Source organism: Pantoea ananatis LMG 2665, from assembly GCF_000710035.2.
Classification (GTDB): Bacteria; Pseudomonadota; Gammaproteobacteria; order Enterobacterales; family Enterobacteriaceae; genus Pantoea; species Pantoea ananatis.
Genome location: NZ_JMJJ01000008.1, coordinates 29,548 through 54,711 on the forward strand (window position 1 = coordinate 29,548; position 25,164 = coordinate 54,711).

At 52.8% G+C, this 25,164-nt stretch carries 29 protein-coding genes; 15 read left to right on the plus strand and 14 right to left on the minus strand.

Going from position 1 to position 25,164, the window contains the following annotated elements; genetic code table 11:
* Nucleotides 1-28: 28 nt before the first annotated feature.
* The 3 genes from hslV (at nucleotide 29) to rraA (ending at nucleotide 2,554) form a co-directional block, all read left to right on the plus strand.
* Entirely contained in the window at nucleotides 29-559 is a 531-nt protein-coding gene (gene hslV / locus EL29_RS17540) for an ATP-dependent protease subunit HslV (protein WP_024471414.1), read from the plus strand.
* A 10-nt stretch (nucleotides 560-569) separates the two neighbouring features.
* Nucleotides 570-1,907, plus strand: a complete 1,338-nt coding sequence (hslU, locus tag EL29_RS17545; protein WP_013027692.1) for an ATP-dependent protease ATPase subunit HslU — start codon at nucleotides 570-572, stop codon at nucleotides 1,905-1,907.
* A gap of 161 nt (nucleotides 1,908-2,068) precedes the next feature.
* Nucleotides 2,069-2,554 carry a ribonuclease E activity regulator RraA gene (gene rraA, locus EL29_RS17550; RefSeq protein WP_013027693.1) on the plus strand — a complete coding sequence of 162 codons (486 nt, stop codon included), beginning with the start codon at nucleotides 2,069-2,071 and terminating at the stop codon, nucleotides 2,552-2,554.
* Between the two features lie 53 nt (nucleotides 2,555-2,607).
* On the opposite strand, the gene zapB is transcribed toward rraA, so the two are convergent.
* Nucleotides 2,608-2,847, minus strand: coding sequence for a cell division protein ZapB (gene zapB, locus EL29_RS17555; RefSeq protein WP_014594885.1), 240 nt, complete (start codon nucleotides 2,845-2,847; stop codon nucleotides 2,608-2,610).
* A 417-nt stretch (nucleotides 2,848-3,264) separates the two neighbouring features.
* Here zapB and EL29_RS17560 point away from each other — a divergent pair, with 417 nt between their 5' ends.
* The 3 genes from EL29_RS17560 (at nucleotide 3,265) to glpX (ending at nucleotide 6,760) form a co-directional block, all read left to right on the plus strand.
* On the plus strand, nucleotides 3,265-4,113 hold the full coding sequence (locus tag EL29_RS17560) for an MIP/aquaporin family protein (RefSeq protein WP_013027695.1): 849 nt from the start codon (nucleotides 3,265-3,267) through the stop codon (nucleotides 4,111-4,113).
* A 30-nt stretch (nucleotides 4,114-4,143) separates the two neighbouring features.
* Nucleotides 4,144-5,655: a glycerol kinase GlpK gene (glpK, locus tag EL29_RS17565; protein WP_014594886.1), complete on the plus strand. Its 1,512-nt coding sequence runs from the start codon at nucleotides 4,144-4,146 to the stop codon at nucleotides 5,653-5,655.
* A 94-nt stretch (nucleotides 5,656-5,749) separates the two neighbouring features.
* Nucleotides 5,750-6,760 (plus strand): class II fructose-bisphosphatase, encoded by a 1,011-nt coding sequence (gene glpX / locus EL29_RS17570; RefSeq protein WP_014604766.1) that lies wholly within the window; start codon nucleotides 5,750-5,752, stop codon nucleotides 6,758-6,760.
* Here glpX and emrD read toward each other — a convergent pair.
* Nucleotides 6,750-7,943 carry a multidrug efflux MFS transporter EmrD gene (gene emrD, locus EL29_RS17575; protein WP_019105403.1) on the minus strand — a complete coding sequence of 398 codons (1,194 nt, stop codon included), beginning with the start codon at nucleotides 7,941-7,943 and terminating at the stop codon, nucleotides 6,750-6,752. The two genes, glpX and emrD, sit on opposite strands and share 11 nt — an antisense overlap.
* 271 nt (nucleotides 7,944-8,214) lie before the next feature.
* Between emrD and fpr the strand changes: the two genes are divergently transcribed.
* Complete coding sequence (fpr, locus tag EL29_RS17580; RefSeq protein WP_013027699.1) at nucleotides 8,215-8,961, plus strand: ferredoxin--NADP(+) reductase; 747 nt, start codon at nucleotides 8,215-8,217, stop codon at nucleotides 8,959-8,961.
* Here fpr and EL29_RS17585 read toward each other — a convergent pair.
* Nucleotides 8,952-9,386 carry a DUF805 domain-containing protein gene (locus EL29_RS17585; RefSeq protein WP_019105402.1) on the minus strand — a complete coding sequence of 145 codons (435 nt, stop codon included), beginning with the start codon at nucleotides 9,384-9,386 and terminating at the stop codon, nucleotides 8,952-8,954. The two genes, fpr and EL29_RS17585, sit on opposite strands and share 10 nt — an antisense overlap.
* Nucleotides 9,387-9,483: 97 nt before the next feature.
* On the opposite strand from EL29_RS17585, the gene EL29_RS17590 reads away from it, so the two are divergent.
* Nucleotides 9,484-10,074 carry a DUF1454 family protein gene (locus tag EL29_RS17590; protein ID WP_014604764.1) on the plus strand — a complete coding sequence of 197 codons (591 nt, stop codon included), beginning with the start codon at nucleotides 9,484-9,486 and terminating at the stop codon, nucleotides 10,072-10,074.
* Between the two features lie 120 nt (nucleotides 10,075-10,194).
* Nucleotides 10,195-10,962, plus strand: coding sequence for a triose-phosphate isomerase (tpiA, locus tag EL29_RS17595; protein WP_015699315.1), 768 nt, complete (start codon nucleotides 10,195-10,197; stop codon nucleotides 10,960-10,962).
* Between the two features lie 31 nt (nucleotides 10,963-10,993).
* Here tpiA and EL29_RS17600 read toward each other — a convergent pair whose 3' ends face one another.
* The 5 genes from EL29_RS17600 to EL29_RS17620 form a co-directional block, all read right to left on the minus strand.
* Entirely contained in the window at nucleotides 10,994-11,767 is a 774-nt protein-coding gene (locus EL29_RS17600) for a CDP-diacylglycerol diphosphatase (RefSeq protein ID WP_028715914.1), read from the minus strand.
* 108 nt (nucleotides 11,768-11,875) lie between these two features.
* A complete protein-coding gene (locus EL29_RS17605) occupies nucleotides 11,876-12,865 on the minus strand; it encodes a sulfate ABC transporter substrate-binding protein (RefSeq protein WP_015699313.1) in 990 nt (329 codons plus the stop codon).
* Nucleotides 12,866-13,011: 146 nt separating this feature from the next.
* On the minus strand, nucleotides 13,012-13,974 hold the full coding sequence (gene pfkA, locus EL29_RS17610; RefSeq protein WP_006121288.1) for a 6-phosphofructokinase: 963 nt from the start codon (nucleotides 13,972-13,974) through the stop codon (nucleotides 13,012-13,014).
* Between the two features lie 206 nt (nucleotides 13,975-14,180).
* Nucleotides 14,181-15,083 (minus strand): CDF family cation-efflux transporter FieF, encoded by a 903-nt coding sequence (fieF, locus tag EL29_RS17615; RefSeq protein ID WP_014604761.1) that lies wholly within the window; start codon nucleotides 15,081-15,083, stop codon nucleotides 14,181-14,183.
* Between the two features lie 234 nt (nucleotides 15,084-15,317).
* Entirely contained in the window at nucleotides 15,318-15,482 is a 165-nt protein-coding gene (locus tag EL29_RS17620; RefSeq protein WP_013027707.1) for a KGG domain-containing protein, read from the minus strand.
* A gap of 385 nt (nucleotides 15,483-15,867) precedes the next feature.
* On the opposite strand from EL29_RS17620, the gene EL29_RS17625 reads away from it, so the two are divergent.
* A complete protein-coding gene (locus EL29_RS17625; protein WP_028715915.1) occupies nucleotides 15,868-16,125 on the plus strand; it encodes a hypothetical protein in 258 nt (85 codons plus the stop codon).
* A gap of 184 nt (nucleotides 16,126-16,309) precedes the next feature.
* Here the strand turns inward: EL29_RS17625 and cpxP are convergent, their stop codons facing one another.
* Nucleotides 16,310-16,819, minus strand: coding sequence for a cell-envelope stress modulator CpxP (gene cpxP, locus EL29_RS17630; protein WP_028715916.1), 510 nt, complete (start codon nucleotides 16,817-16,819; stop codon nucleotides 16,310-16,312).
* Nucleotides 16,820-16,967: 148 nt separating this feature from the next.
* Here cpxP and cpxR point away from each other — a divergent pair, with 148 nt between their 5' ends.
* Genes cpxR through trmL form a run of 3 tightly spaced genes read left to right on the plus strand, consistent with a single transcriptional unit; the run spans nucleotide 16,968 to nucleotide 19,551 of the window.
* Nucleotides 16,968-17,666 carry an envelope stress response regulator transcription factor CpxR gene (gene cpxR / locus EL29_RS17635; protein ID WP_014604760.1) on the plus strand — a complete coding sequence of 233 codons (699 nt, stop codon included), beginning with the start codon at nucleotides 16,968-16,970 and terminating at the stop codon, nucleotides 17,664-17,666.
* Nucleotides 17,663-19,042, plus strand: coding sequence for an envelope stress sensor histidine kinase CpxA (cpxA, locus tag EL29_RS17640; protein ID WP_013027711.1), 1,380 nt, complete (start codon nucleotides 17,663-17,665; stop codon nucleotides 19,040-19,042). Before cpxR ends, cpxA begins: the two co-directional genes overlap by 4 nt.
* Before the next feature lie 35 nt (nucleotides 19,043-19,077).
* Entirely contained in the window at nucleotides 19,078-19,551 is a 474-nt protein-coding gene (trmL, locus tag EL29_RS17645) for a tRNA (uridine(34)/cytosine(34)/5-carboxymethylaminomethyluridine(34)-2'-O)-methyltransferase TrmL (RefSeq protein ID WP_013027712.1), read from the plus strand.
* Here trmL and cysE read toward each other — a convergent pair.
* From cysE to EL29_RS17670, 5 genes are all read right to left on the minus strand, one after another.
* Complete coding sequence (gene cysE / locus EL29_RS17650; RefSeq protein ID WP_013027713.1) at nucleotides 19,548-20,369, minus strand: serine O-acetyltransferase; 822 nt, start codon at nucleotides 20,367-20,369, stop codon at nucleotides 19,548-19,550. The genes trmL and cysE overlap by 4 nt on opposite strands.
* Before the next feature lie 66 nt (nucleotides 20,370-20,435).
* A complete protein-coding gene (gpsA, locus tag EL29_RS17655) occupies nucleotides 20,436-21,452 on the minus strand; it encodes an NAD(P)H-dependent glycerol-3-phosphate dehydrogenase (RefSeq protein WP_013027714.1) in 1,017 nt (338 codons plus the stop codon).
* Nucleotides 21,452-21,922, minus strand: a complete 471-nt coding sequence (gene secB / locus EL29_RS17660; RefSeq protein ID WP_013027715.1) for a protein-export chaperone SecB — start codon at nucleotides 21,920-21,922, stop codon at nucleotides 21,452-21,454. Before secB ends, gpsA begins: the two co-directional genes overlap by 1 nt.
* Before the next feature lie 36 nt (nucleotides 21,923-21,958).
* Nucleotides 21,959-22,213: a glutaredoxin 3 gene (gene grxC / locus EL29_RS17665; protein ID WP_013027716.1), complete on the minus strand. Its 255-nt coding sequence runs from the start codon at nucleotides 22,211-22,213 to the stop codon at nucleotides 21,959-21,961.
* A gap of 16 nt (nucleotides 22,214-22,229) precedes the next feature.
* Nucleotides 22,230-22,661 carry a rhodanese-like domain-containing protein gene (locus EL29_RS17670; protein WP_013027717.1) on the minus strand — a complete coding sequence of 144 codons (432 nt, stop codon included), beginning with the start codon at nucleotides 22,659-22,661 and terminating at the stop codon, nucleotides 22,230-22,232.
* A gap of 252 nt (nucleotides 22,662-22,913) precedes the next feature.
* Here EL29_RS17670 and envC point away from each other — a divergent pair, with 252 nt between their 5' ends.
* On the plus strand, nucleotides 22,914-24,215 hold the full coding sequence (envC, locus tag EL29_RS17675) for a murein hydrolase activator EnvC (RefSeq protein WP_019105399.1): 1,302 nt from the start codon (nucleotides 22,914-22,916) through the stop codon (nucleotides 24,213-24,215).
* Nucleotides 24,216-25,127, plus strand: a complete 912-nt coding sequence (locus EL29_RS17680; RefSeq protein WP_022622376.1) for a divergent polysaccharide deacetylase family protein — start codon at nucleotides 24,216-24,218, stop codon at nucleotides 25,125-25,127. It abuts the gene before it with no gap.
* The last annotated feature ends 37 nt before the right edge of the window (nucleotides 25,128-25,164 follow it).

Consider the following 25,164-nt stretch of genomic DNA (forward strand, 5'->3'; position numbering starts at 1 on the left):
TTTTTCCGACAGTAAAAGGGGTCTGCCCGTGACAACAATAGTAAGTGTTCGACGCAACGGCCAGGTAGTGATTGGCGGCGATGGCCAGGCTACGCTCGGTAATACCGTAATGAAAGGCAACGTCAAAAAAGTGCGTCGTCTTTACAACGATAAAGTGATTGCTGGCTTTGCTGGCGGCACTGCAGATGCCTTTACCCTGTTTGAACTCTTCGAACGCAAACTTGAAATGCATCAGGGCCATTTGGTGAAAGCGGCCGTTGAGCTGGCGAAAGACTGGCGCACCGACAGAATGTTACGCCGCCTGGAAGCGCTGCTGGCGGTGGCGGACGAATCGGCATCGCTGATCATTAGCGGTAATGGTGACGTCATCCAGCCTGAAAACGACCTTATTGCTATCGGTTCTGGCGGTCCCTATGCCCAGGCCGCTGCCCGTGCCCTGTTAGAAAATTCTGAATTGGGTGCGCGCGACATCGTTGAGAAATCGCTGAATATCGCTGGCGATATTTGCATCTACACCAACCACAACGTTAATTTCGAAGAATTAACGTCCAAGTCGTAAGGATCTAAACATGTCTGAGATGACTCCACGCGAAATCGTCAGCGAGCTGAACCGCTTTATTATTGGCCAGGACAGCGCTAAGCGCGCCGTGGCTATTGCCCTGCGTAACCGCTGGCGCCGTATGCAGCTTGACGAAGAGCTGCGTCACGAAGTGACACCTAAAAATATTCTCATGATCGGCCCAACCGGTGTGGGTAAAACAGAAATTGCTCGCCGTCTGGCAAAACTGGCCAACGCGCCGTTCATCAAAGTTGAAGCCACCAAGTTCACCGAAGTGGGCTATGTCGGCAAAGAAGTCGACTCCATTATTCGTGACCTGACGGACTCCGCGATCAAAATGGTACGCAGCCAGGCCATTGAGAAGAACAAATATCGCGCAGAAGAAATGGCGGAAGAGCGCATTCTTGATGTGCTTATCCCACCGGCGAAAAATAACTGGGGACAGGCTGAACAAACCAGCGAGCCTTCATCCGCACGTCAGTCTTTCCGCAAGAAGCTGCGTGAAGGCCAGCTCGACGATAAAGAAATTGAGATCGATTTAGCCGCAACAGGCCCTGGCGTTGAAATCATGGCACCGCCGGGCATGGAAGAGATGACCAGCCAGCTGCAGTCCATGTTCCAGAACCTGGGCGGGCAGAAACAGAAACCGCGCAAGCTGAAAATTAAAGAAGCCTTTAAGCTGTTGATTGAAGAAGAAGCCGCCAAGCTGGTGAATCCGGAAGAGCTGAAGCAGGATGCCATTGATGCGGTAGAACAGCACGGCATCGTGTTCATCGATGAGATAGACAAAATCTGTAAGCGCGGCGGACAAAACGCGGGCGGCCCGGACGTCTCACGCGAAGGCGTTCAGCGCGACCTGCTGCCACTGGTAGAAGGCTGCACCGTGTCGACCAAGCACGGTATGGTCAAGACTGACCATATTCTGTTTATCGCCTCAGGTGCGTTCCAGGTTGCCAGCCCGTCCGATTTGATTCCTGAGTTGCAGGGTCGTTTACCGATCCGTGTTGAACTCCAGGCCCTGACGGTGAATGATTTCGAGCGCATCCTGACCGAACCTAATGCTTCAGTCACAGTGCAGTACAAAGCGCTGATGAATACCGAAGGCGTGAACATTCACTTTACTGACGATGGTATTCGTCGCATCGCGGAAGCCGCATGGCAGGTCAACGAAACCACTGAAAACATCGGTGCGCGTCGCTTGCATACCGTGCTGGAACGTCTGATGGAAGATATTTCCTATGATGCCAGCGATCGGAGCGGTGAATCCGTCACCATCGATGCCGAATATGTGGGTAAACATCTGGATGAGCTGGTTGCAGACGAAGACCTGAGCCGCTTCATCCTGTAACGTTCACCTGTCTATGTGCTGTATCAAAGCCCGGCCAGTTTGGCTGGGCTTTTTTCTGCATGCGCTTGATGCGGTACCGGTTTTTTACCGCTGATGATTTTGCCAACAATTGGCATAAAGCGATATACTTAGCGCTCCTGTGGCAAACAGACGAAACCCTTATGAAATACGATACTTCTGAACTCTGCGACATCTACCACGAAGAAGTGAACGTTGTTGAACCGCTTTTCTCAAATTTCGGTGGGCGGACCTCATTCGGCGGTCAGATAACCACAGTGAAATGTTTTGAAGACAACGGGCTGCTTTACGATCTGCTGGAAGAGAACGGTCGTGGCCGCGTGTTGCTGATTGATGGCGGTGGCTCAGTACGCCGCGCTTTGGTTGATGCGCAGCTTGCCCGACTGGCAGCGCAGAATGAGTGGGAAGGCATCGTGGTTTACGGTTCGGTACGTCAGGTAGACGAACTGGAAGAACTGGAAATCGGCATTCAGGCTATCGCCGCTATTCCGGCAGGCGCGGCCGGTGAAGGCATTGGCGAAAGCGATGTGCGCGTGAATTTCGGCGGCGTCACCTTTTTCTCTGGCGACCATCTCTATGCGGATAACACCGGGATGATTTTATCGGAAGATCCGCTCGACATTGAATAATGTCAGCAAACGAAAACGGGTGCCAGGCACCCGTTTTTCGCATTAGTTGAGGCTTATACCTCTTCCATTTTTCCCAACAGCGCACGCAGGCGTTCTTGCCAGACATGCTGCTCCTCTTTCAGATGCTGATTTTCGCGCATCAGTGCTTCATGGTTGCCAGCAGCATTCTGCGCGTCGTGACGCAGGTTGTTGTTCTGCTCTTTCAGCTCTTCAATTTCCATTTGCAGCAGGGTGATAGTATCAATCGCCTGCTGTACTTTTGCTTCCAGTTTCTCAAACACTTCAAATGACATCTTTCTGACCTCTCCTAAAATCCTGCAAGGCGTTGATGATGCCAGCTTTCGCACACAAGGCGTTTACCAGCAACGTTGTCCCGATTGTATGTAGCCTCATCACGCAAGTCCAGCAACGCGGGCCTGCAGACCGCCGTCAGTAACATTTTTCAGCCTATCCCTAAAATGTTCCTTTCCCACCTGTTTGCCTGGCGAAGCCGGTACCACGCGGAGGAAAACGGCCCAAATGGCGCTTAAGGAAAATCAAAACACGCGAAAACGCGCATTTTTTTGACACACTACACAAAAATCGATTTCGCTATTTCTCGTTTATGCTCGTTAACGATAAATTAACAACAGCCCTACATCAAAGATGGGTGACTCACGGAATGAGAACAAAAACTGATAAAATTTAACCTCGCTTCAGGAACAACTATCATGAGTCAGACTACAACCACACTCAAAGGTCAGTGTATTGCCGAATTTCTGGGTACCGGTTTGATCCTGTTTTTTGGCGCGGGTTGCGTTGCCGCGCTTAAGCTGGCTGGTGCCACTTTTGGCCAATGGGAAATCTGTATCGTCTGGGGGCTGGCCGTTTCTATGGCGGTCTACCTCAGTGCAGGTGTGTCAGGTGCCCATCTCAACCCGGCAGTGACTGTCGCACTCTGCCTGTTCGCCAATTTCGAAGGCCGTAAAGTCCTTCCTTATATTCTGTCTCAGGTGGCCGGTGCTTTCTGTGGCGCGGCGCTGGTCTACGGACTTTACTACAGCTTGTTTATCAATTTCGAACAAAGTCATAACATGGTACGGGGTTCAGTTGAAAGCCTGAGCCTGGCGGGCATTTTTTCTACCTACCCGAATCCGCAAATTAGCGTAGGTCAGGCCTTCCTGGTTGAAATGGTGATCACTGCAGTCCTGATGTCCGTGATTATGGCACTGACCGACGATGGCAATGGCGTCCCGCGTGGCCCGATGGCACCGCTGCTGATTGGCCTGCTGGTTGCCGTCATTGGTGGCTCTATGGGCCCATTGACCGGCTTTGCCCTGAACCCGGCACGTGACTTCGGACCGAAAGTCTTCGAGTGGCTGGCTGGCTGGGGCACCGTTGCCTTCACTGGCGGTCATCAGATTCCGTATTTCCTTGTGCCAATTTTTGGCCCACTGGTCGGTGCTTGCCTGGGAGCCTTTGGTTATCGCGCCCTGATTGGCCGCCATTTACCCGGTGCGGTGATTTCTCCACCGACCAGTGACAAACCGATTGCGTCCGCGCATGAACGTAAAGCGTAAGTTCCACTTTTTATCATCAGGAATGAATTTATGACTACCACCGATAAAAAATACATCGTCGCTCTCGATCAGGGCACAACCAGTTCACGCGCTGTGGTGCTGGATCACGACGCTAACATTGTGGCGGTATCGCAACGCGAATTTACCCAAATCTATCCGAAAGCGGGCTGGGTAGAGCATGACCCAATGGATATCTGGGCATCACAGAGTTCTACGCTGGTTGAAGTGCTGGCACATGCTGATATTCGCTCCGATGAAATCGCGGCGATTGGGATTACTAACCAGCGTGAAACCGCAATCGTCTGGGATAAAGAAACCGGTAAGCCGGTCTATAACGCCATCGTCTGGCAGGATCCCCGTACTGCTGACTACTGTAATAAGCTGAAGAAAGAGGGTCTGGAAGAGTATATCCAGCACACCACCGGTCTGGTGATTAACCCTTACTTTTCTGGCACCAAAGTTAAGTGGATCCTGGATAACGTAGAAGGCGCCCGCGAGCGTGCAAAACGTGGCGAACTGCTGTTTGGTACAGTCGACACCTGGCTGGTGTGGAAAATGACCCAGGGGCGCGTGCACATCACCGATTACACCAACGCCTCACGTACCATGCTGTTCAACATCCACAAGCTTGAGTGGGATGAGCGCATGCTGGAAATCCTGGATATCCCGCGTGCGATGCTGCCAGAAGTAAAATCTTCGTCTGAAGTGTATGGTCAGACAAACATTGGTGGTAAAGGCGGTACGCGTATTCCTATCGCGGGTATCGCAGGCGACCAGCAGGCTGCGCTGTATGGTCAGCTGTGCGTTCAGCCGGGTATGGCGAAAAACACCTACGGCACAGGCTGCTTTATGCTGATGAACACCGGTACCGAAGCTGTCACCTCAACGCACGGCCTGCTGACCACTATCGCCTGCGGGCCACGTGGTGAAGTCAACTATGCACTGGAAGGGGCGGTCTTTATCGGCGGCGCGGCCATTCAGTGGTTACGCGATGAGATGAAGCTGATCAGCGATTCGGCTGACTCAGAATACTTCGCGATGAAAGTGAAAGATTCAAACGGTGTATATATGGTTCCTGCCTTTACTGGCCTGGGTGCACCTTACTGGGATCCCTATGCACGTGGCGCGCTGTTCGGCCTGACACGTGGTGCGAATGCGAACCACATCATCCGTGCAACGCTGGAGTCCATCGCTTATCAAACACGTGATGTCCTGGAAGCCATGCAGAATGATGCCAACACGCGCCTGCAGGCTCTGCGTGTGGACGGAGGAGCAGTGGCTAACAACTTCCTGATGCAGTTCCAGTCAGACATTCTTGGCACACGCGTTGAGCGACCTGAAGTGCGTGAAGTCACTGCGCTGGGTGCCGCGTACCTGGCAGGTCTGGCGGTAGGTTTCTGGCAGGATCTGGAAGAAGTCCGTGCCAAAGCCGTGATTGAGCGCGAATTCCGTCCAACACTTGAAACCACCGAGCGTAACGTCCGTTATGCCGGCTGGAAGAAAGCTGTCGCGCGCGCACAAGCGTGGGAAGAACAAGAGTAATCCGCACTGCGCCCGTGACCTCCTCCGTCACGGGCCTTTTCCCCGCCTTCTCCCTCCGCTACACTGCCAGCCTGTTTTTTGTCAGGTACATGCAATGAAACGAGAACTTGCCATTGAATTTTCCCGCGTAACTGAGGCTGCCGCACTGGCTGGTTATAAGTGGTTAGGGCGCGGCGATAAAAACGCGGCGGACGGTGCCGCCGTTCATGCCATGCGTCATGTCTTAAATACCATTCAGATCGATGGACAGATAGTGATCGGCGAAGGGGAAATTGACGAAGCCCCTATGCTCTACATCGGCGAAAAAGTGGGCACGGGTCAGGGCGACGCGGTGGATATTGCCGTCGATCCTATTGAAGGTACCCGCATGACGGCCATGGGACAGGCCAATGCGCTTGCCGTGATGGCCGTCGGTGACAAAGGCAGTTTTCTTCATGCGCCTGACATGTATATGGAGAAGCTTATCGTCGGTCCGGCGGCGCGGGGCCATATCAATCTGGATCTCCCGCTTGAGATTAACCTGCGTAATATCGCCATCGCCATGAATAAGCCGTTGTCACAACTCACCGTGTCCATTCTGTCAAAGCCGCGCCATGACGCCGTTATCGAGCAGCTTAAACAGCTGGGCGTAAGACTATTCGCGTTCCCTGATGGTGATGTGGCGGCCTCCATTCTGACCTGTATGCCCGACAGCGAAGTTGACGTGATGTACGGTATTGGCGGCGCGCCTGAAGGCGTGGTATCGGCCGCAGTGATTCGTGCGTTGGACGGTGATATGCAGGGCAGATTACTGGCACGACATCACGTAAAAGGTGACAGCGAAGAGAACCGCAGGATTGGGGAATATGAGCTGAAACGCTGCGCTGGCATGGGGATTGAGGCAGGAAAAGTCCTGCCCCTGCAGGCGATGGCGCGAAACGATAACGTGATCTTTGCCGCCACCGGTATCACCAGTGGTGATCTGCTGAAAGGCATCACCCGTCAGGGCAATATGGCCACCAGTGAAACCCTGTTAATTCGCGGCAAATCACGCACGATTCGCCGCATCCAGTCTGTGCATTACCTGGACCGCAAAGATCCGGTTTTGCATCCCTTTATCCTGTAACAGCCTGATTCTCGCCTGCTGGCTGTCGCGAAAGCGGCAGCCAGCACAGCAACATCACCAGAGCCGTGATAACCATCAGCAGGCCAAGGCTGAACTGATCGCGCTGAGGCATTAACGCCGACAGGGACGCCACCAGCCCGGAACCCAAATTCTGTAACCCCCCAATCAGTGCGCCCGCACTTCCTGCGAGCCAGGCATAGGGCTCCATCGCACCGGATGTGGCCAGGGGAAACAGCATTCCCGCGCCAAAGAAAAACAGCGACGCCGGTATCAATAACGTCCAGATTGTCATGATGCCAAACCAGGCAGGTATCCACATCAACACCGCCGCCAGCAGGCAACTGTTGACGCCAAACCACATCAGGCTATGCCAGGAGCGCTGTTCACGTCCGGCGAACCAGGCACCAAAGAAGGCCGCAGGAATAGGTAAGATAAACAAAATACTGACGGTGAAACTGTTCAGGCCCAGAACGCCACCGAGCAGCACGCCACAGCTGGCCTCAAAGACGGCAATGCCGGCCAGTGCGCCAATCAGCAGCACCAGATAACGGACGAAATTCGCATCACGTAACAGCCGGATATAGCGTTTTAAGAAGGGCGTGACTTCGGCACCGTTTGGGCGCGTCTCCGGTAGCCAGCGCGCCATGGCGACCGTCACCATCAGACACAGCAACAGCAGAAAAGCAAAGCAGGCATGCCAGCCAAACAGCTGCGTTAACAGTGCGCCAATCACCGGTGCCACTAAAGGGCTGGCGAGCACGCCCATATTAAGCCAGCTGTTGGCCTGGCGTAGGGCATGACCGTGATAAAGATCGCGCGGCATGGTTCGCGCCATGACACCGGCCACGCCGGTGCCCGCGCCCTGAATCGCACTGCCCGTGACCAGCATATCCAGCGACGAGGCCATCATGGCGGCAATCGCGCCGATCATAAAGATCGCCATCCCCGCCAGGATCACCGGACGGCGCCCCACGCTGTCAGAGAGCGGACCGTAGATCAGCTGCGATCCGCCGTAGGTGATTAAATAGGCCGCCATGACATGCTGCATCATGCCATTTCGCACCTGAAGTGCATCCGCCATTGCCGCCATGGCGGGCACATAGATGGTCTGAGCCATCTGCCCGACTGCGACCAGTGCAATGAGCATGATCAGCAACGGACGATTTTCTATTTTCTTCATCATCTTTTAACGAAAGGTCTGTATGAACAGGGACGATTAAACAGCACAAATAACGGCTGAACCCCGTTGTGGCAGGAAAATATCAGGATTTCATGACAAAGCGAGTGATTCATAAAAAGTGGCGGGGCAATTCACGTCAATAATTGCAACCAGGATGTAAACTAAATATTACAGTTTGTCGATTAGAGCCTTTGCAGCCTGACGGACTGGTAATCTGCCAGTGCAGTAGAGAAGATGTTTATTCGCCAGACGATTCAACGCTGAAGGAGTAACCATGGCCGAGTGGATCAATGCTCAAGTAAAGGAAGTAAAAAACTGGACTGACGCGCTGTTTAGCTTGCGGGTTAAGGCCCCTATCGCCCCGTTTAGTGCCGGGCAGTACGCCAAGCTGGCACTGGAGATCGAAGGTGAACGAGTGCAACGTGCTTACTCTTACGTCAATGCGCCCAATGACGACCTGCTTGAGTTTTACTTAGTCACCGTACCCGACGGCAAATTGAGTCCACACTTACAGGCGCTGCGCCCCGGTGAGCAGGTCATGATTACCAAAGATGCTGCAGGCTTTTTTATTCTGGATGAAGTCCCGGAATGTCAGACCTTATGGATGCTGGCAACCGGTACGGCAGTGGGGCCTTATTTGTCCATTTTGCAGCAGGGTGAAGGCCTGGATCGCTTTAAACATATCGTACTGGTGCATGCCGCACGTTACGCAGCCGACCTCAGCTTTTTACCGCTAATGCAGCAGCTCCAGCAGATCTATAACGGCAAGCTGCAGGTGATCACGGTCGTCAGTCGTGAAGAAAGTATGGGCTCATTAACCGGACGTGTTCCGGCATTAATCGAAAGTGGCGAGCTGGAGCGGGCGGCCGGATTGACTATTGATGCAGAAACCAGCCATGTGATGGTCTGCGGCAATCCACAGATGGTACGAGATACGCAGCAGCTGTTGAAAGAGACACGCGGCATGCGCAAGCACCTGAAGCGCAAGCCCGGTCATATCACCAGCGAGAATTACTGGTAAGTCGCCCGCTTCAGACGTAAAGGCACCGGTGCGGCACCAAAGCGGTTATCGCCAGCGGTGCCACGAAACAGGCCTAAGTCCAGGATCAGTCCTGTCAGAATGATAAATGGCAGCGCGCGGCCAATAACCCACTGCAGGACAGCGCCGGTCATGCTCCAGTTACCTGCCATCAGCAACCAGGCAGCGATCAGTAACAGCGCCCAGTAACCGCGGCGATCGCGATCGTGCAGGCGCTTAACCACGATGGCGCTGGCCGGCCACAATAAACACACGATGCCAAACGCAGCCATTTGCGTATCCACCAGATCGTTACCGGCTAAAAAGAACAGGACGCTGGTTAACAGCAACCAGATTGCCTGCCAGAGCCAGAAATCACGGCGCCCGACGCGACCACGAAACGAAAAAAACCATTGCTGTAATATCATGCATGCTCCCCAGACAAAATTTTACCTGCACGCTTTTGACCTTAGAGGTAAAAACCGTTCTAATTTGATTCCGAGTTTATTGGTCAGGGCCGACAAAATGAAGAATTTGCCAGGCGCACTGTTGCTGAGTCTTGCGCTGACGGTTCCGGTATTTGCTGCCGATCCGCCGCCACTCGACAAGGCCGAACATATGCCTACCGCGCCCTATCTGTTAACAGGCGCGCCCACGCTGGATATGACTATCGGCCAGTTTCGTGAAAAATATAATCTCGCGAACCCTCAACTGCCGCTGCTGGAGTACCGCGCCATTGACTCCCGCGATGAGAAAACCGATCTGACGCGGGCAGCCACCAAGATCAACGAAACGCTTTACTCCTCGACCGCGCTTGAGCCTGGCACAGGTAAAATTAAAACGCTGCAGGTCACCTGGCTTCCGGTTCCGGGCCCGGATCAAAGTGCGTCCCAGGCCAGAGCCATGGATTATATGACCGCAATATTACGTTTTTTTGTGCCGGGACTCACGCCAGAAGAAGGGCGTAAAAAGCTGGAAACATTACTTAAAGCGGGCAAAGGCTCACGATACTACGAGCACGTTGAAGGCGCACTGCGTTTTGTGGTGTCTGATAACGGGGATAAAGGATTAACCTTTGCCATTGAGCCGGTAAAACTTGCGCTGGCTGCGCCCTGATGGACGGGGCAAAAATGACGAAAAGCAAAGCCACGACGTTATTTGATCTCTATACTGTCTGGCAGACAACGTTGCCCCGGGGCAGCGCCATTTCATGTATCGCGTTATGCGGAGGATAGAATGCGACATCCACTGGTTATGGGTAACTGGAAGTTGAATGGCAGCAAGCATATGACAGCCGAACTGATCGACGGTCTGCGCAAAGAACTGTCGGGCGTTGAGGGTTGTGGCGTCGCTATTGCACCGCCCGCGCTCTATCTTGATCAGGCTAAACACGCCATCTCCGGTAGCCACATCGCTCTGGGTGCTCAAAACGTTGATGTAAACCTCTCTGGCGCATTTACCGGCGAAGTGTCCGCTGAAATGCTGAAAGATATCGGCGCGAAATACATCATCATTGGTCACTCAGAACGTCGCACTTATCACAAAGAGAGTGACGAGTTCATTGCGAAAAAATATGCCGTGTTGAAAGCCGCTGGCCTGGTGCCGGTTCTGTGCATCGGTGAAACCGAAGCGGAAAACGAAGCGGGCAAAACCGAAGAAGTCTGTGCACGCCAGCTTGATGCGGTGCTGACCACGCAGGGTGCAGAAGCGTTCAAAGATGCGGTCATCGCTTACGAGCCGGTATGGGCGATCGGTACCGGGAAGTCAGCCACACCTGCTCAGGCGCAGGCCGTTCACAAATTTATTCGTGACCACATTGCCAAAAAAGATGCGGCTATCGCTGAGCAAGTGATTATTCAGTACGGCGGCTCAGTTAACGATAAAAACGCTGCCGAGCTGTTTACTCAGCCGGACATCGACGGTGCCCTGGTTGGCGGCGCGTCGCTGAAAGCCGATGCGTTTGCCGTGATCGTTAAAGCTGCTGCGGCGGCTAAACAACGCTAACCGGCGATTGAGCACAGCATAAGCGGCCTCATCAGGCCGCTTTTTTTATGGGTTGCAGCAGGGCGCAGTCGTGATCCTGCACCTCCTCTGCCGATCCCTTATTCAGCAAAAGCCAGTTGCGCGCTACCGCCATCAGCACCAGACGGCCATCGGGTAAGCTTGCCAGTGCCATACCGTATTTCCCCATCGCATTCTTAGCATCCGGGACTTCAGACGCTAACCGGATAAAGACACTCTGTTGATCCAGTTCCGCCTGACTGAGCACCCGCACAATATAGTGATGGTTCAGAAAGGTAACATCCTTCCACTGCGCATTGAGAGTCGGTGCCAGTCCATCCAGTTGCTGACGGACATCGGGCCGTAAGCAGGAAATATGAATATGCAGCTGGTTTTGGGTACGCCCGTATTCGGAGTTGATCGCCAGCGACAGCACGGTGTCTTTAATGGGCGAACCGAATTTCTGCGCCACTACGCCTCTGTCCTGCCAGGCAAAGCTGAAAAAATTGGGTGTGGCTGTGCTGAGCAACCGCGGGCTTTCGATGCCGGTTATCTTATCAACGGGAATTAACAGGTATTGCAAGGGGCCGTTACGGTCTTTGAGCAGTGTATAACGCTGCTGCAGATCAACTCGCAGGCAAGGCGCGGGTTGCCCGTTATTCTGCTGATTGGGTACGCACTTTTCGCTGACGATCTGCCAAAGCGCATCGGCATTGCCTTTAACATGAAGGGAAGCTATCCCCATTCCTGCCACGACAAGCACCAGCAGAAACGCAATGATGATGAAGGCCCGACGATTTGCCTGCATAGTTACCCTCTCCATACTGAATCAATCAGCATCCTCGCCTGACAGCGCCGGAATGTCACGCATAAAAAAACCAGCGTTTCCGCTGGTTTAGATTGTGTCAGGCGATCGTTACGGCTTCATGACCTGGTCATAGGTGCCGCCATCCGCGAAGTGGGTTTTTTGTGCCTTAGCCCAACCGCCGAATTTCTCGTCCACAGTAAACAATTTTACAGGGGCAAAGGTGCTGGCAAACTTCTTCGCAACCTCAGCATTGCGCGGACGATAGTAATTCTCGGCTGCAATCGTCTGTCCCTCGGTCGAATAAAGATACTTCAGATAGGCCTCAGCCACTGGGCGCGTTCCCTTCTCATCAACCACTTTATCCACCACGGAAACCGTCGGCTCTGCCAGAATTGACTCGCTTGGGGTAACGATCTCAAACTTGTCTTTGCCCAGCTTATTCACGGCCAGGTACGCCTCATTTTCCCAGGCGATCAGAACATCACCAATGCCGCGCTCAACGAAGGTGTTGGTCGCACCGCGCGCACCGGAATCCTGCACTTCAACATTTTTAAACAGGGCTTTGACATAGCTTAGCGCTTTTGCCTGATCGCCGTTGTTGTGATCCAACGCCCAGCCCCAGGCTGCCAGGTAATTCCAGCGTGCACCACCTGAGGTTTTTGGATTAGGCGTGATGACGGAAACGCCAGGTTTGATCAGATCGTTCCAGTCATGGATCCCTTTTGGATTACCCTTGCGGACCAGGAACACAATCGTGGAAGTATAAGGTGCTGAGTTATCCGGCAGACGCTTAATCCAGTTCTTATCGATGCGGCCACGTTCAGCAATCGCATCAATATCAGACTGCAGCGCCAGCGTCACGACGTCAGCACGAATGCCGTTTATCACTGATGTGGCCTGCTTGCCTGAGCCGCCATGCGACTGACGGATCACCACATTATCGCCCGTTTCCTGTTTATAGTGCGCACTGAAGGCCTTGTTGTACTGCTCATACAGCTCACGGGTGGGATCGTAAGAAACGTTTAACAGCTGAATATCCTTCGCCAGAACACTGCCTGATGCCAGTAACAAGCTAATACCGATGGCCCATTTATTCATTGCGCACTCTCCCAGTTCATTATGGGACAAGCGTGACATAAACTTTTTCAGAGCTAAAAGAATTAAAAATAAGCGGTTATAACTTTGGGGAATATACGGAAGGTATAAGGGCATGCCTGAAGAGCATGCCCGTTAATGCGGTGAAATCAGTAAAGCTGCTTCGCGGTATCCATCCAGTCACGCTTGAATGGACGCTTCATGTTCTCGATCGCATCAATGATGTCATGGTGCACCATTTTGTCGTTCTGAATACCCACACAGCGGCCACCGTAGCCCTGCATGAGCAGTTCAATGGAATACGCGCCCATGCGGGATGCAAGAATACGATCATATGCGCACGGCGCACCGCCACGCTGAATGTGGCCAAGTACCGTCGCGCGCGTTTCGCGCTTCGTTTCGGTCTCGATAAACCGCGCCAGATCGTCGATATCACAGATATGTTCAGTGATAGCAACAATCGCATGCTTTTTACCTTTCGCGATGCCGGCCTTAATTTCTGCCACCAGCTCTTCACGGGTATAGGGAATTTCTGGCAACACGATAAACTCGCATCCACCAGCGATAGCGGCAGCCAGGGTCAAATCGCCACAGTAACGGCCCATCACTTCAACGATGGAGATGCGCTGGTGTGATGAAGAAGTATCACGCAGGCGGTCAATCGCCTCCACCACCGTCTCCAGTGCGGTAAAGTAGCCAATGGTGTAATCGGTGCCGGCAACATCGTTATCGATCGTGCCTGGCAGGCCGATACAGGGGAACCCCATCTCGGTCAGTCGCTTGGCGCCCATATAGGAACCGTCCCCGCCGATCACGACTAACGCATCAATACCGCGCTTTTTCAGGTTTTCAATGGCCACCTGACGGACATCATCGTTACGAAACTCAGGAAAACGCGCTGAACCCAAAAAAGTGCCGCCGCGATTGATCATGTCAGATACGCTGTAACGATCGAGATTGATCATCCGGTCTTCGTACAAACCCTGATAGCCGTCATAGATACCAAAAACTTCCAGCCCTTCACTTAACGCGGAGCGAACCACGCCGCGAATGGCTGCGTTCATGCCTGGGGCGTCACCGCCGCTGGTCAGTACACCAATTTTTTTGATCATGACAACCTCTGGATTGTTCAAAGCTAAGGGTTAATCCGGCCTGTTCAACGCTGATAAACACGATTGTGATGAGCGCAACATATAATGGCAGATAGTATATCAAAGGCCTGCGGCTGAATTGATTCAGGTCAGACAACTTTTCACTAATTTTTTGCAGCAATGTTAAAAACGTGCCGTTTCCATTTTATTAACTTAATTCATGTAAGTTAAAAGTTAAAAGAATCCTGCTTTTCAAACGGTACCACAGAACAGGGATCCTGATGAATAATGACGTCAGAACCGGGAAACGCTTTTCGCAGCGCTTTCTCTACCTGATCGGCAATACGATGAGCCTGGACGAGCGGTAACTGATCTTCGAGCTCAACGTGAAGCTGGATAAACTTTGTCGGGCCGGACTGACGCGTACGCACATCGTGTACGCCCTGCACACCCGGCCAGTTGAGGGAAATCGCAATAATTTGTTGCCGCTCTTCATCGGGTAATGCTCTGTCCAGTAAAGACTGAACGGCTTCATGGCCCATCCGCAGCGCACTAAAAAGAATATAGACGCCAATCCCTAACGCAAACAGTGCATCAGCGCGCGTGAAACCGTAGCTGCTTAATATCAGCGCCACCAGGATAGCTCCGTTCATAAACACATCTGACTGATAGTGCAGCATATCTGCACGAATGGCCTGACTCCGGGTTTTACGCACGACCCAGCGCTGGAAGGTGACCAGTACTAATGTCGAAACCAGCGCTACGACGGTGACAACAATTCCGATGCCCGGCGAGCGCAGTTCGTTAGGGGAAGCGAGATGTTGAATACCCGTAAGAAAGAGGAAAAGGGCTGAACCCGAAATGAACATGCTTTGGGCCAGCGCGGCCAGCGACTCCGCTTTACCATGCCCAAATGTATGATCGTCATCGGCGGGCTGTAAGGAATAACGCACTACCAGCAGGTTGGTCAGCGAGGCGGCAATATCCACCAGGGAATCGACCAGCGCGGCCAGCAGGCTAACCGATCCGGTGTACCACCAGGCAAAAATCTTCACAACCAATAAGACGGAAGCCAGCAGCGTCGCCGCGACTGCCGCAGACTGGATTAACTTTCCGTACGAAGCCTGCATGCCAAACTCCATAGACATATTACTGAAACGTAACGCAGTATGAGAGAAAGGCTAAGTTTAACACTACAGAAGGCGTCGCGCCTGACTGTCTGAACGGCGAAGAAACAGGATGAAATGGCATTTCTGAAGGGAAAAAAAGCACTTCGCCCCGTCCTCATAGAGAGACGGGGCGAATTGCCTACCTTGGGTAAGCGCCAAATCAACGTGCAGATTTGGTTCAGTGCTTAGCAGCCATTACTTTTTGCCGCCTTTCTTGCCCGCTTCGGAGGCTTTTTCGGGGTTATTTTTAAAATTACCGCCGCCGCCAGTGCCGCTGCTCTTACCGCCTTTTTTACCGGCTTCAGACGCTTTTTGCGGGTTGTCTGCGAAATTACCTGAACCACCACGATGCTCTGCCATAATTTACTCCGTTAATAGGTTAATTCGGACTACATGATGTGGTTGCTGCTCTCCGTTAATTTCGTAAGTACATCGGCTTCCATGCTGAGACAACTTAAGTGTAGAACTGCGCAATTAGCGTGCAAGCGGAGCGGGATATTTGCAGCTGATTGAAATATAAATAAAAACAAAGCAGGAAGTTAAATAAGTTTTACTTATCATGTATTTAAAAGATGAAAGAAAAGTGAAATATCTTCGATGGTAAAACGCGCAAGAAAAACAGCACCCTGAAAAACAGGAATAAAACCAACGGTGTTTTCTATTTTTTTTAACTACCGGATAAATTGTAAATTCATCGTAAATGATAAATCGCAGATAAAAAACATCATGAGATGAAAAGGGATCTTTGGTTCAAAGTGAGCCAGGAACAATTCTGCAAATTAATGAAACTGGCGAAGCCAGATATACCCAGGCATCAAGCTATGCATATCTTGCGGCATACGTTCAGTCGTTGGTCATGATAGACGGCAGAAATCTCATATCGGTACAGGCGATTTTAGGCCATGCGAGGATTGAGCAAACGGCAGCTTATGCCCATCTTGCACCTAACGATTTGATGGATGCGATTACGCGTAATCCGCTTGAAGGTGGCCTCAATGTGTAGCTAATGTTGTCTACATATTGTCTACACCAGCGGCGCTTATACCTGTCTGCAAATGCTTAGCGTGTTTTTAGGCACGCACTGATTTTAAAGGATTTTTGGATAAGTACCTGATAAAAAAAACCCCCTCATCATGAGGGGGAAGACAGGGATGTGTCTATGGCAAGGAAAACAGGGATACTATTTACTAGTGGTTACTACTGGTACGACTCACGGGTTGCAGCGATGATGCTGGCTGCAGATTCGAAAGCTTGCGTAATGAATTTATACGCCGCTCATAATTCTTTTGTAACGCGGCCTGCTGCTCCGGCGTTAACAGGTGGTACATCTGATTACGAACGCGCGCCATCTCAACCTGCTGCTCTACCTGAACTCTGGCAATGGCTTCTGCCTTACTGCGGATGGCCGCTTCGTTAAAATTATCTGCAGTCACTAAATCATGCATGGCTGCGATATCATCAATATTCGTTGCCGGACGATCGTGTCGGGCTTGCTGCATAAGGTCACGCATCTGCTGCCGTTGATGTTCCGTCAACTCAATGCCGTCGAACATGTGACTTTGCGAATTTTGCGTCATACTGCCTGTCGTAAATTCGCCGTGATGCACATCATCAGGCGCCATCGGCTCTGCTGCTCTTGCGCTGGCGTTACAGAGAACCATCGCTGAGGCAATAACGACGGCGGTTAATTTGCGCATCGTTTACTCCAGTTCGTTCTGTTTTGCGATTCAACGATAGCCAGTGTACGGCGATAGCTGCAAACATCCGTCAGGGGGTGTAAAAGTACGTAAATCGATGGATTGGTATCATGGGAACACGCTATTTTGCCTGCGGAGGGCTACAAAAATGAATAAAATCCTGTTGGTAGATGATGACCGCGAATTAACTTCGCTTTTGAAAGAGCTGTTGGAAATGGAAGGGTTTGAAGTCGTGGTCGCCAGCGATGGTGAACAAGCGTTGAACCTGCTTGATAACTCAATTGATCTGCTTTTACTGGATGTCATGATGCCGAAGAAAAACGGTATCGACACCCTGAAAGAATTACGCCAGCAATATCAGACGCCCGTCATTATGCTTACCGCACGCGGAAGCGAACTGGATCGCGTGCTGGGCCTTGAACTGGGTGCCGATGACTATCTGCCTAAACCCTTTAACGATCGTGAGCTGGTCGCGCGTATTCGCGCTATCCTGCGCCGTTCAAACTGGAGTGAACAGCAGCAACAGCACGATAACAGTTCACCCACGCTGGAAGTTGACTGCCTGCGCCTGAATCCGGGCCGTCAGGAAGCCAGTTTCGACAGCGAGACGCTGGATCTCACCGGAACGGAATTCACCCTGCTTTATCTTCTGGCACAGCATCTTGGGCAGGTTGTCTCTCGCGAGCACCTTAGCCAGGAAGTGCTGGGCAAACGCCTTACGCCTTTTGACCGCGCCATTGACATGCACATCTCTAACCTGCGCCGTAAGCTCCCTGACCGCCGTGACGGACATCCGTGGTTTAAGACATTACGTGGCCGCGGCTATCTGATGGTTTCTGCATCATGATAGGAAGTTTGACTACCCGCATCTTTGCTATTTTCTGGCTGACGCTGGCACTGGTATTGATGCTGGTGCTCATGGTACCCAAGCTTGATTCACGTCAGATGACGTCGCTGATGGAGAGTGAGCAGCGTCAGGGGACGATGATAGAGCAGCACGTTGAAGCGGAGTTAATGCGCGATCCCCCTAACGATTTGATGTGGTGGCGGCGCTTATTTCGCGCGATTGAGAAATGGGCACCGCCCGGTCAGCGCTTGCTGTTAGTCACCAGCGAAGGCCGGGTTATTGGCGCGCAACATAATGAAATGCAGGTTATCCGTAACTTCATCGGTCAGTCAGACAATGCCGATCATCCACAGAAGAAAAAGTATGGTCGCGTCGAAATGGTGGGCCCTTTCGCCGTTCGGGATGGGGAGGATAACTATCAGCTTTACCTGATTCGGCCTGCCAGCAGTTCTCAACTGGACTTTATCAACCTGCTGTTTGACCGGCCTTTGCTACTGCTTATCGTTACCATGCTGATTAGCTCACCGCTTCTGCTCTGGCTGGCGTGGAGCCTGGCGCGTCCTGCACGTAAACTCAAATACGCTGCGGATGAAGTGGCCAGCGGCAACCTGCGTCAACATCCTGAACTGGAATCGGGCCCGCAGGAGTTTCTGGCCGCCGGTTCCAGCTTCAATCAAATGGTGAGTGCGCTGGAGCGCATGATGAACGGTCAGCAACGTCTGCTTTCCGATATCAGCCACGAATTGCGTACGCCGCTGACGAGACTTCAGCTGGCTACCGCCCTGCTGCGTCGCCGTCAGGGTGAAGGCAAAGAGCTGGAGCGCATTGAGATGGAAGCTCAGCGGCTTGACGGCATGATTAATGACCTGTTGGTGCTGTCGAGAACCCAGCATAAGAACGCGCTGGTCAGCGAAGCCATGAAGGCAAACCAGCTCTGGAATGACGTGCTGGAAGACGCCAGGTTTGAAGCGGAACAAATGGGCAAGACGCTGGAGATTCCTTATCCTCCAGGCCCCTGGCCGCTATACGGCAATCCACATGCGCTGGAAAGCGCGCTGGAGAACATCGTCCGTAATGCGTTGCGCTACTCGCACACGCATATCAGCGTCAGTTTTTCCGTGGATATCTCGGGTATTACCGTGCACGTTGATGATGACGGTCCTGGCGTCAGCCCGGAGGATCGCGAGCAGATATTTCGTCCTTTCTACCGCACTGATGAAGCGCGGGACAGGGAATCCGGCGGTACCGGCCTCGGGCTGGCGATCGTGGAAACGGCAATACAGCAACATCGCGGGTGGGTCAAAGCGGATGACAGCCCACTGGGTGGACTGCGCCTCACGATCTGGCTGCCACTTTACTCCTCTGCAAGGCAATAATTTGCTATGCTTCGGCCCTCGTTATCGGGGGCCTTATGCTTAACATCGTATTATTTGAACCAGAAATCCCACCTAACACCGGCAATATTATTCGCCTGTGCGCCAATACCGGTTTTCAGCTCCACCTGATTGAGCCACTGGGCTTTGCCTGGGACGATAAGCGCCTGCGTCGCGCCGGGCTGGACTATCACGAATTTACCGCGATCAAATTTCATGCTGACTATCAGGCTTTCATCGCTACCGAGCAGCCTGAGCGCCTGTTTGCGCTGACCACCAAAGGCACGCCCGCACACAGTGCGGTCAACTATCAGTCTGGGGATTATTTGCTGTTTGGACCGGAAAGCCGCGGGTTACCCGCAGAGATATTACAGGCTCTGCCCGCAGCGCAAAAAATCCGCATTCCGATGATGGCGGAAAGCCGTAGCATGAACCTGTCCAACGCGGTATCGGTAGTGGTTTACGAAGCGTGGCGCCAACTCGACTATGCTGGCGCACTGATTAAATCTTAAATACCATCGCCAAACTGGAAGCCTGCACCGTTACCGTTAAAGTGTTGATCCATATCCATTGACGGCTTTTCACTGCCGGGCTTGCCGACGATGCGCGCAGGAACCCCGGCGGCGGTGGTATGTGGAGGGATAGATTGCAACACCACGGAGCCGGCACCAATCTTGGCACCACGGCCTACCTCGATATTACCGAGGATTTTCGCACCCGCGCCAATCATCACCCCTTCACGAATTTTGGGATGGCGGTCGCCGCTGGTTTTTCCGGTGCCGCCAAGCGTTACTGACTGCAGGATTGATACATCATTTTCCACAACGGCGGTTTCACCGATCACAATCCCGGTGGCATGATCCAGCATGATCCCATGACCAATTTTGGCAGCCGGGTGAATATCAACCGCAAAGGAGACTGAGACTTCATTTTGCAGATAAACGGCCAGAGCGCGTCGGCCTTCATTCCACAGCCAGTGCCCGATACGATGCGCCTGAAGCGCATGAAAGCCTTTCAGATAAAGCAGCGGCGTGGAGTATTTATCAACCGCAGGATCGCGCAGGCGAACCGCCTGAATATCACAAGCAGCAGACGCAATCATTGAGGGATCTTCACGGTATGCTTCTTCTACCACTTCACGAATAGCGATAGCAGGCATGATCGGATTCGCCAGCTTATTGGCCAGCATATAGCTAAGAGCACTGCCAAGATTCTCATGCTTAAGCAATGTCGCATGGTAAAAGCTGGCCAGCATCGGCTCGCAGTCTGCCAGCGCGCGTGCTTCCGCCTTGATATTGTCCCAGACCAGTTCTAACTCATCAGACGACATGCTGTTTTCTCCCGATAAAAAAGCGCCTTGATCGGCGCTGCAGGTGATGATGCCTGGCTTCCTGCTTTAGTTTGTACTGTTTTCGTCCTTCCTCGAACGCCCCAGCAGGCTTAATGCTGCATCTCGTGCCGGTTTTCCGCAATAGAGCACCTGATAAATCTGCTCCGTAATGGGCATTTCAACCCCGACACGTGCAGCCAGCGCTTTGACTTCTTTCGTATTTCTGTAACCTTCTACAACTTGTCCGATAATGCGTTGTGCGCCATCGACCTCTTCACCCTGCCCCAACATCATGCCAAAGCGGCGGTTACGCGACTGATTATCGGTACAGGTCAGCACCAGATCGCCCAGGCCTGCCATCCCCATAAACGTCGTGGGATCGGCACCCAACGCTGCGCCAAGACGGCTCATCTCTGCCAGTCCACGGGTGATTAATGCCGTTCGTGCATTCGCGCCAAATCCGATACCGTCCGATATCCCAGCACCAATCGCGATCACATTTTTAACCGCGCCACCCAGCTGAACCCCGATAAAATCGGGATTGTTATACACGCGGAAACTTTTGCCGCAGTGCAACCGCGTTTGCAAATCATCCGCAAACTGCGTATCGGTTGCCGCCAGCGCAATCGCCGTAGGTAAACCCGCGGCCAGTTCTTTCGCGAAGGTTGGGCCAGATATCACCGCCAGCGGAATGGCCTCACCCAGGATTTCCCGGGCGACGTCCTGCAGCAAACGACCGGTTTCTTTTTCCAGCCCTTTCGTCGCCCAGACGATACGCGAGTCCTCACGTAAGCCAGGTTTGATCTGCGTCAGCACTTCGCCAAAGACGTGGCTGGGTACGACCACCAGTAGATCGCGGCTGGCCGCAATGGCCCTGGCGAGATCGGGTTCAATCGTCAGATTATCGGGAAAGGGAACATCAGGCAGGAAAGCGAGATTGCAGCGGTCTGACTGCAGCTGTGCCATGTGGGCGGGATTATGGCCCCACAACAACACGGGATGGCCATTACGGGCCAGCGTAATCGCCAAAGCGGTGCCGTACGAACCGGCACCGATGACGCTAATCGAAGCGTGAGTAGTCATCAGGCATCCTGATGTTGCGCGGCACCTTCTTCGCCTTGCTGCTGCTGCAGATAGTTCATAAACAGCGCATCAAAGTTCACCGGCGCGAGGTTAAGCTGCGGGAACGTACCACGAGAAACCAGACTGGTGATGCATTCACGGGCATAAGGGAACAGAATATTCGGGCAGTAAGCGCCCAGGCAATGCGCCATCTGAGTGCCGTCGATACCGCCGATGGTGAAAATGCCCGCCTGCTGCACTTCACACAGGAAAGCGGTATCTTCGCCAACGGTCGCGGTTACAGTCACACGCAGCACCACTTCATACACTTCATCAGCCAGCTGCGAAGAAGCCGTGTCCAGATCCAGCTTAACGTCTGGTTCCCACTCTTTCTGAAACACTTGTGGCGCGTTCGGCGCTTCAAAAGAAATGTCTTTCGTGTAAACGCGCTGAATCTGAAATTGCATTTCGTTGGTGTTATGTTCTGACATGTGACTAAGTCCTGTAAGTTAATATGTCTGGCGTAATTACGCCTGAAGTAACGGATCTAAACCTGCACGATCGTTGAGCGCCATCAGATCGTCGCAGCCGCCAATATGCTGACCGTCGATAAAGATCTGCGGCACGGTAGTCCGGCCACTGCGCTTAATCATCTCTTCGCGTTTTGCCATGTCCCCATCAATGGGAATCTCCTGAAACGCCACGCCTTTTTGACTCAGCAGCGCTTTTGCCCGGTGGCAATAAGGACAGGTTGCTTTGATGTAAATTTCAACATTTGCCATAGGGACCTCAGGATGATTATTTACCGCGAACCAACGGCAGATTTTCGCCGCTCCAACCACTGATACCGTCTTTCAGAACGGCAACCTGGGTAAATCCAGCCGCGCTCAGATGGGCAGCAGGATCTGCCGCGCTTTGTCCGGTTGCGCATACAACAATTATGGGCTGTGCTTTATGCTTTTCCAACTCGCCTAAACTGCCTTTCTTGATATCTGCTGCAGCCACATTTATCGCGCCCGAAATGTGCCCCTTGCGGTAATCATCACGCGAACGCACGTCTACCACTACCGCGTCCTCTTTGTTAATGAGTCGGGTTGCTTCGCCTCGACTGATAGTTTTTACTTTAGAGAACATTCCTTTAACGGTAGTCACAATCACCAGTACGAGTAAGACGACCCATGCCAGACTCAGGATGGGGTGATTGCTTGCAAACTGCATAATTTCTTGCATGAGGGGTAACGACTCCAGACCGGGCTAATAAGCTAAAACAAGGCTTCTGAGTATACCTGCGCCACTTCGCATGTACAGACGCTAAGCGGACAGAGTGACGATTTGTGCGTCATTTTCCAAAAAAATTGGCTGAATGGCAAAAATGTCGTGGCGCTTGTCCCTTGTCCTGATGAAAATGGATCGCACTGAGAAAGCAAAAGCCGGTCGGCAATGCTGGTAAGCAACTGTTCATCGTGGAATAATCATCGGCCTATGAAGGGAAAGACAACCGTTCTACCAACATGGACTCGTTACAACGGTCGTCCCCTGCCGTTGTTTACACGCTTGTCCGCCCTGTCTTTTAGCCTGCTTTATGCGGGCATATTGTTGTTTCCTCTACCCGGCTTATCGGCGGATGACAACAAAGCCCAGCTGAAATCTATCCAGCAAGAAATTGCCGAAAAAGAAAAAAGCGTAAAAGCCCAAAAGGTTCAGCGCAGCCAGTTACTTAATCAGCTACAAAGTCAGGAAAAGATCATTGCTCAGGCAAGTCGACAGCTACGGGAAACTCGTAACAGCCTGTCGGCCCTGAAGGGTGAGATTACCCAGGTCACCGCCTCGGTTTCCCGTCTTGAAAAGCAGCAGGCCCAGCAGGAAAAGCTGCTTGCTGAACAGCTGGACGCCGCCTTTCGCCAGGGGCAGCACAAAGGTTTGCAACTTCTGTTAGGCGGTGAAGAGAGTCAGCGTAGCGAACGTATCCTCGCTTACTTTGGCTATCTGAACACCGCACGTCAGGAAAATATCACCGCCCTGCAAACCACCCGTCAGGAATTAGCCCAACAGCGCGCCTCGCTGGAACAAAAGCAACAACAGCAGAAAACGCTGTTAACCCAGCAGCAAGAACAACAAGACAAACTCCAGCAAGCCAGCGCCGCGCGTAAAAAAACGCTCACATCTCTGGAAAGCGCCCTGCAGAAGGATCAGGCTGACCTGGTTGAGATGCGCCAGAACGAAAGCCGCCTGCAAGATAAAATCGCTCGTGCCGAGCGAGAAGCCCGTGAACGCGCCGCCCGTGAGGCACGTGAGGCAGAAAAAGTGCGTCAGCGTCAGGTGCAGGCGAAAGCGAAAGGCTCCAGTTATCAGCCAACACAAAGCGAGCGCGAGCTGATGGCGCGAACGGGCGGATTGGGACGGCCCAACGGTCAGGATATCTGGCCGGTACGCGGACGCGTCGAACATCGGTTCGGTGAGGAACTGCAAGGCGAATTACGCTGGAAAGGCCTGGTCATTGCGGCTCCGGAAGGCACAGAGGTCAAAGCCATTGCCGATGGTCGTGTGTTGATGGCCGACTGGTTGCAGGGCTATGGTCTGGTCGTAGTTATCGAGCATGGTAAAGGGGATATGAGCCTGTATGGCTATAACCAAAGCGCCCTCGTCAGCGTAGGTGCCCAGGTGAAGGCCGGTCAGCCCATTGCGCTGGTGGGCACCAGCGGTGGTCGCGGCACGCCTTCGCTCTATTTTGAAATCCGACGTCAGGGTAAAGCGGTCAATCCAGTTCCGTGGTTGGGAAAATAAGTGTTAGTTCATCGTTACCAGATTACCGCCTTGCTGTGCGGACTGTTGCTCAGTTTCGCGTCCCAGGCCGCTAAGCTCGCCATCGTTATTGATGATTTCGGCTATCGACCCACGGAAGAAAATAAAGTGCTGCAAATGCCGCAGGCGATCTCTGTCGCGGTGCTTCCTGATGCGCCCTATGCACGTCAGATGGCCATCAAAGCGCATCAGGGCGGCCGTGAAGTTCTGATTCACCTGCCTATGGCGCCGTTAAGTAAGCAACCGCTTGAGAAAAACACCTTAACGCCTGAAATGAGCCGCGCGGAAATCGATCGCATCATCCGTAGTGCGGTCAACAATGTCCCCTATGCAGTGGGGCTGAATAACCATATGGGCAGCAAAATGACATCGAGCCTGCCGGGTATGCAAAAAGTCATGCAGGCGCTGAATCAGTACAATCTGTACTTTCTCGACAGCATGACGATTGGTAACAGTCAGTCACTGCAGGCCGCACAGGGAACGCACGTCAGGGTGCTTAAGCGTCGCGTATTTTTAGATGACAGTCAGGATATCAATGCGATTCGACAGCAGTTCAACCGGGCAGTCAGTCTGGCCCAGCGTGATGGCTACGCGATTGCGATCGGTCATCCGCATCCCAATACCGTGCGGGTGCTGCAACAAATGTTGCCCTCGCTGCCCGCAGATATCACCCTGGTGACGCCGGGTCAGTTATTGAATGAACCGCTACGCAACGGCAACGCATCGCCAGCCAAGATCACACCACACAGCAAGCCACTTCAGGGCTTCCAGCCGCCTGGTGAATGTAAAGTGAAGCAGCCGCTGGCACCAGTTCCGGCTAGCCGTGCGCTGAGCGTTATTGGTGAAAGCATTACAGAAAGTCCGCTTTATCATCGTATTGATGAACTGTTCTAAAACACTCAGCACCAGGCATTAAACCTGGTGCTGAGCA

Excerpts from the sequence above, each read along its gene's own strand:
- hslU (WP_013027692.1), top strand. The coding sequence starts at position 570 with ATGTCTGAGATGACTCCACGCGAAATCGTCAGCGAGCTGAACCGCTTT.
- rraA (WP_013027693.1), top strand. The coding sequence starts at position 2,069 with ATGAAATACGATACTTCTGAACTCTGCGACATCTACCACGAAGAAGTG.
- zapB (WP_014594885.1), bottom strand. The coding sequence starts at position 2,847 with ATGTCATTTGAAGTGTTTGAGAAACTGGAAGCAAAAGTACAGCAGGCG.
- EL29_RS17560 (WP_013027695.1), top strand. The coding sequence starts at position 3,265 with ATGAGTCAGACTACAACCACACTCAAAGGTCAGTGTATTGCCGAATTT.
- glpK (WP_014594886.1), top strand. The coding sequence starts at position 4,144 with ATGACTACCACCGATAAAAAATACATCGTCGCTCTCGATCAGGGCACA.
- glpX (WP_014604766.1), top strand. The coding sequence starts at position 5,750 with ATGAAACGAGAACTTGCCATTGAATTTTCCCGCGTAACTGAGGCTGCC.
- emrD (WP_019105403.1), bottom strand. The coding sequence starts at position 7,943 with ATGATGAAGAAAATAGAAAATCGTCCGTTGCTGATCATGCTCATTGCA.
- fpr (WP_013027699.1), top strand. The coding sequence starts at position 8,215 with ATGGCCGAGTGGATCAATGCTCAAGTAAAGGAAGTAAAAAACTGGACT.
- EL29_RS17585 (WP_019105402.1), bottom strand. The coding sequence starts at position 9,386 with ATGATATTACAGCAATGGTTTTTTTCGTTTCGTGGTCGCGTCGGGCGC.
- EL29_RS17590 (WP_014604764.1), top strand. The coding sequence starts at position 9,484 with ATGAAGAATTTGCCAGGCGCACTGTTGCTGAGTCTTGCGCTGACGGTT.
- tpiA (WP_015699315.1), top strand. The coding sequence starts at position 10,195 with ATGCGACATCCACTGGTTATGGGTAACTGGAAGTTGAATGGCAGCAAG.
- EL29_RS17600 (WP_028715914.1), bottom strand. The coding sequence starts at position 11,767 with ATGCAGGCAAATCGTCGGGCCTTCATCATCATTGCGTTTCTGCTGGTG.
- EL29_RS17605 (WP_015699313.1), bottom strand. The coding sequence starts at position 12,865 with ATGAATAAATGGGCCATCGGTATTAGCTTGTTACTGGCATCAGGCAGT.
- pfkA (WP_006121288.1), bottom strand. The coding sequence starts at position 13,974 with ATGATCAAAAAAATTGGTGTACTGACCAGCGGCGGTGACGCCCCAGGC.
- fieF (WP_014604761.1), bottom strand. The coding sequence starts at position 15,083 with ATGCAGGCTTCGTACGGAAAGTTAATCCAGTCTGCGGCAGTCGCGGCG.
- EL29_RS17620 (WP_013027707.1), bottom strand. The coding sequence starts at position 15,482 with ATGGCAGAGCATCGTGGTGGTTCAGGTAATTTCGCAGACAACCCGCAA.
- cpxP (WP_028715916.1), bottom strand. The coding sequence starts at position 16,819 with ATGCGCAAATTAACCGCCGTCGTTATTGCCTCAGCGATGGTTCTCTGT.
- cpxR (WP_014604760.1), top strand. The coding sequence starts at position 16,968 with ATGAATAAAATCCTGTTGGTAGATGATGACCGCGAATTAACTTCGCTT.
- cpxA (WP_013027711.1), top strand. The coding sequence starts at position 17,663 with ATGATAGGAAGTTTGACTACCCGCATCTTTGCTATTTTCTGGCTGACG.
- trmL (WP_013027712.1), top strand. The coding sequence starts at position 19,078 with ATGCTTAACATCGTATTATTTGAACCAGAAATCCCACCTAACACCGGC.
- cysE (WP_013027713.1), bottom strand. The coding sequence starts at position 20,369 with ATGTCGTCTGATGAGTTAGAACTGGTCTGGGACAATATCAAGGCGGAA.
- gpsA (WP_013027714.1), bottom strand. The coding sequence starts at position 21,452 with ATGACTACTCACGCTTCGATTAGCGTCATCGGTGCCGGTTCGTACGGC.
- secB (WP_013027715.1), bottom strand. The coding sequence starts at position 21,922 with ATGTCAGAACATAACACCAACGAAATGCAATTTCAGATTCAGCGCGTT.
- grxC (WP_013027716.1), bottom strand. The coding sequence starts at position 22,213 with ATGGCAAATGTTGAAATTTACATCAAAGCAACCTGTCCTTATTGCCAC.
- EL29_RS17670 (WP_013027717.1), bottom strand. The coding sequence starts at position 22,661 with ATGCAAGAAATTATGCAGTTTGCAAGCAATCACCCCATCCTGAGTCTG.
- envC (WP_019105399.1), top strand. The coding sequence starts at position 22,914 with ATGAAGGGAAAGACAACCGTTCTACCAACATGGACTCGTTACAACGGT.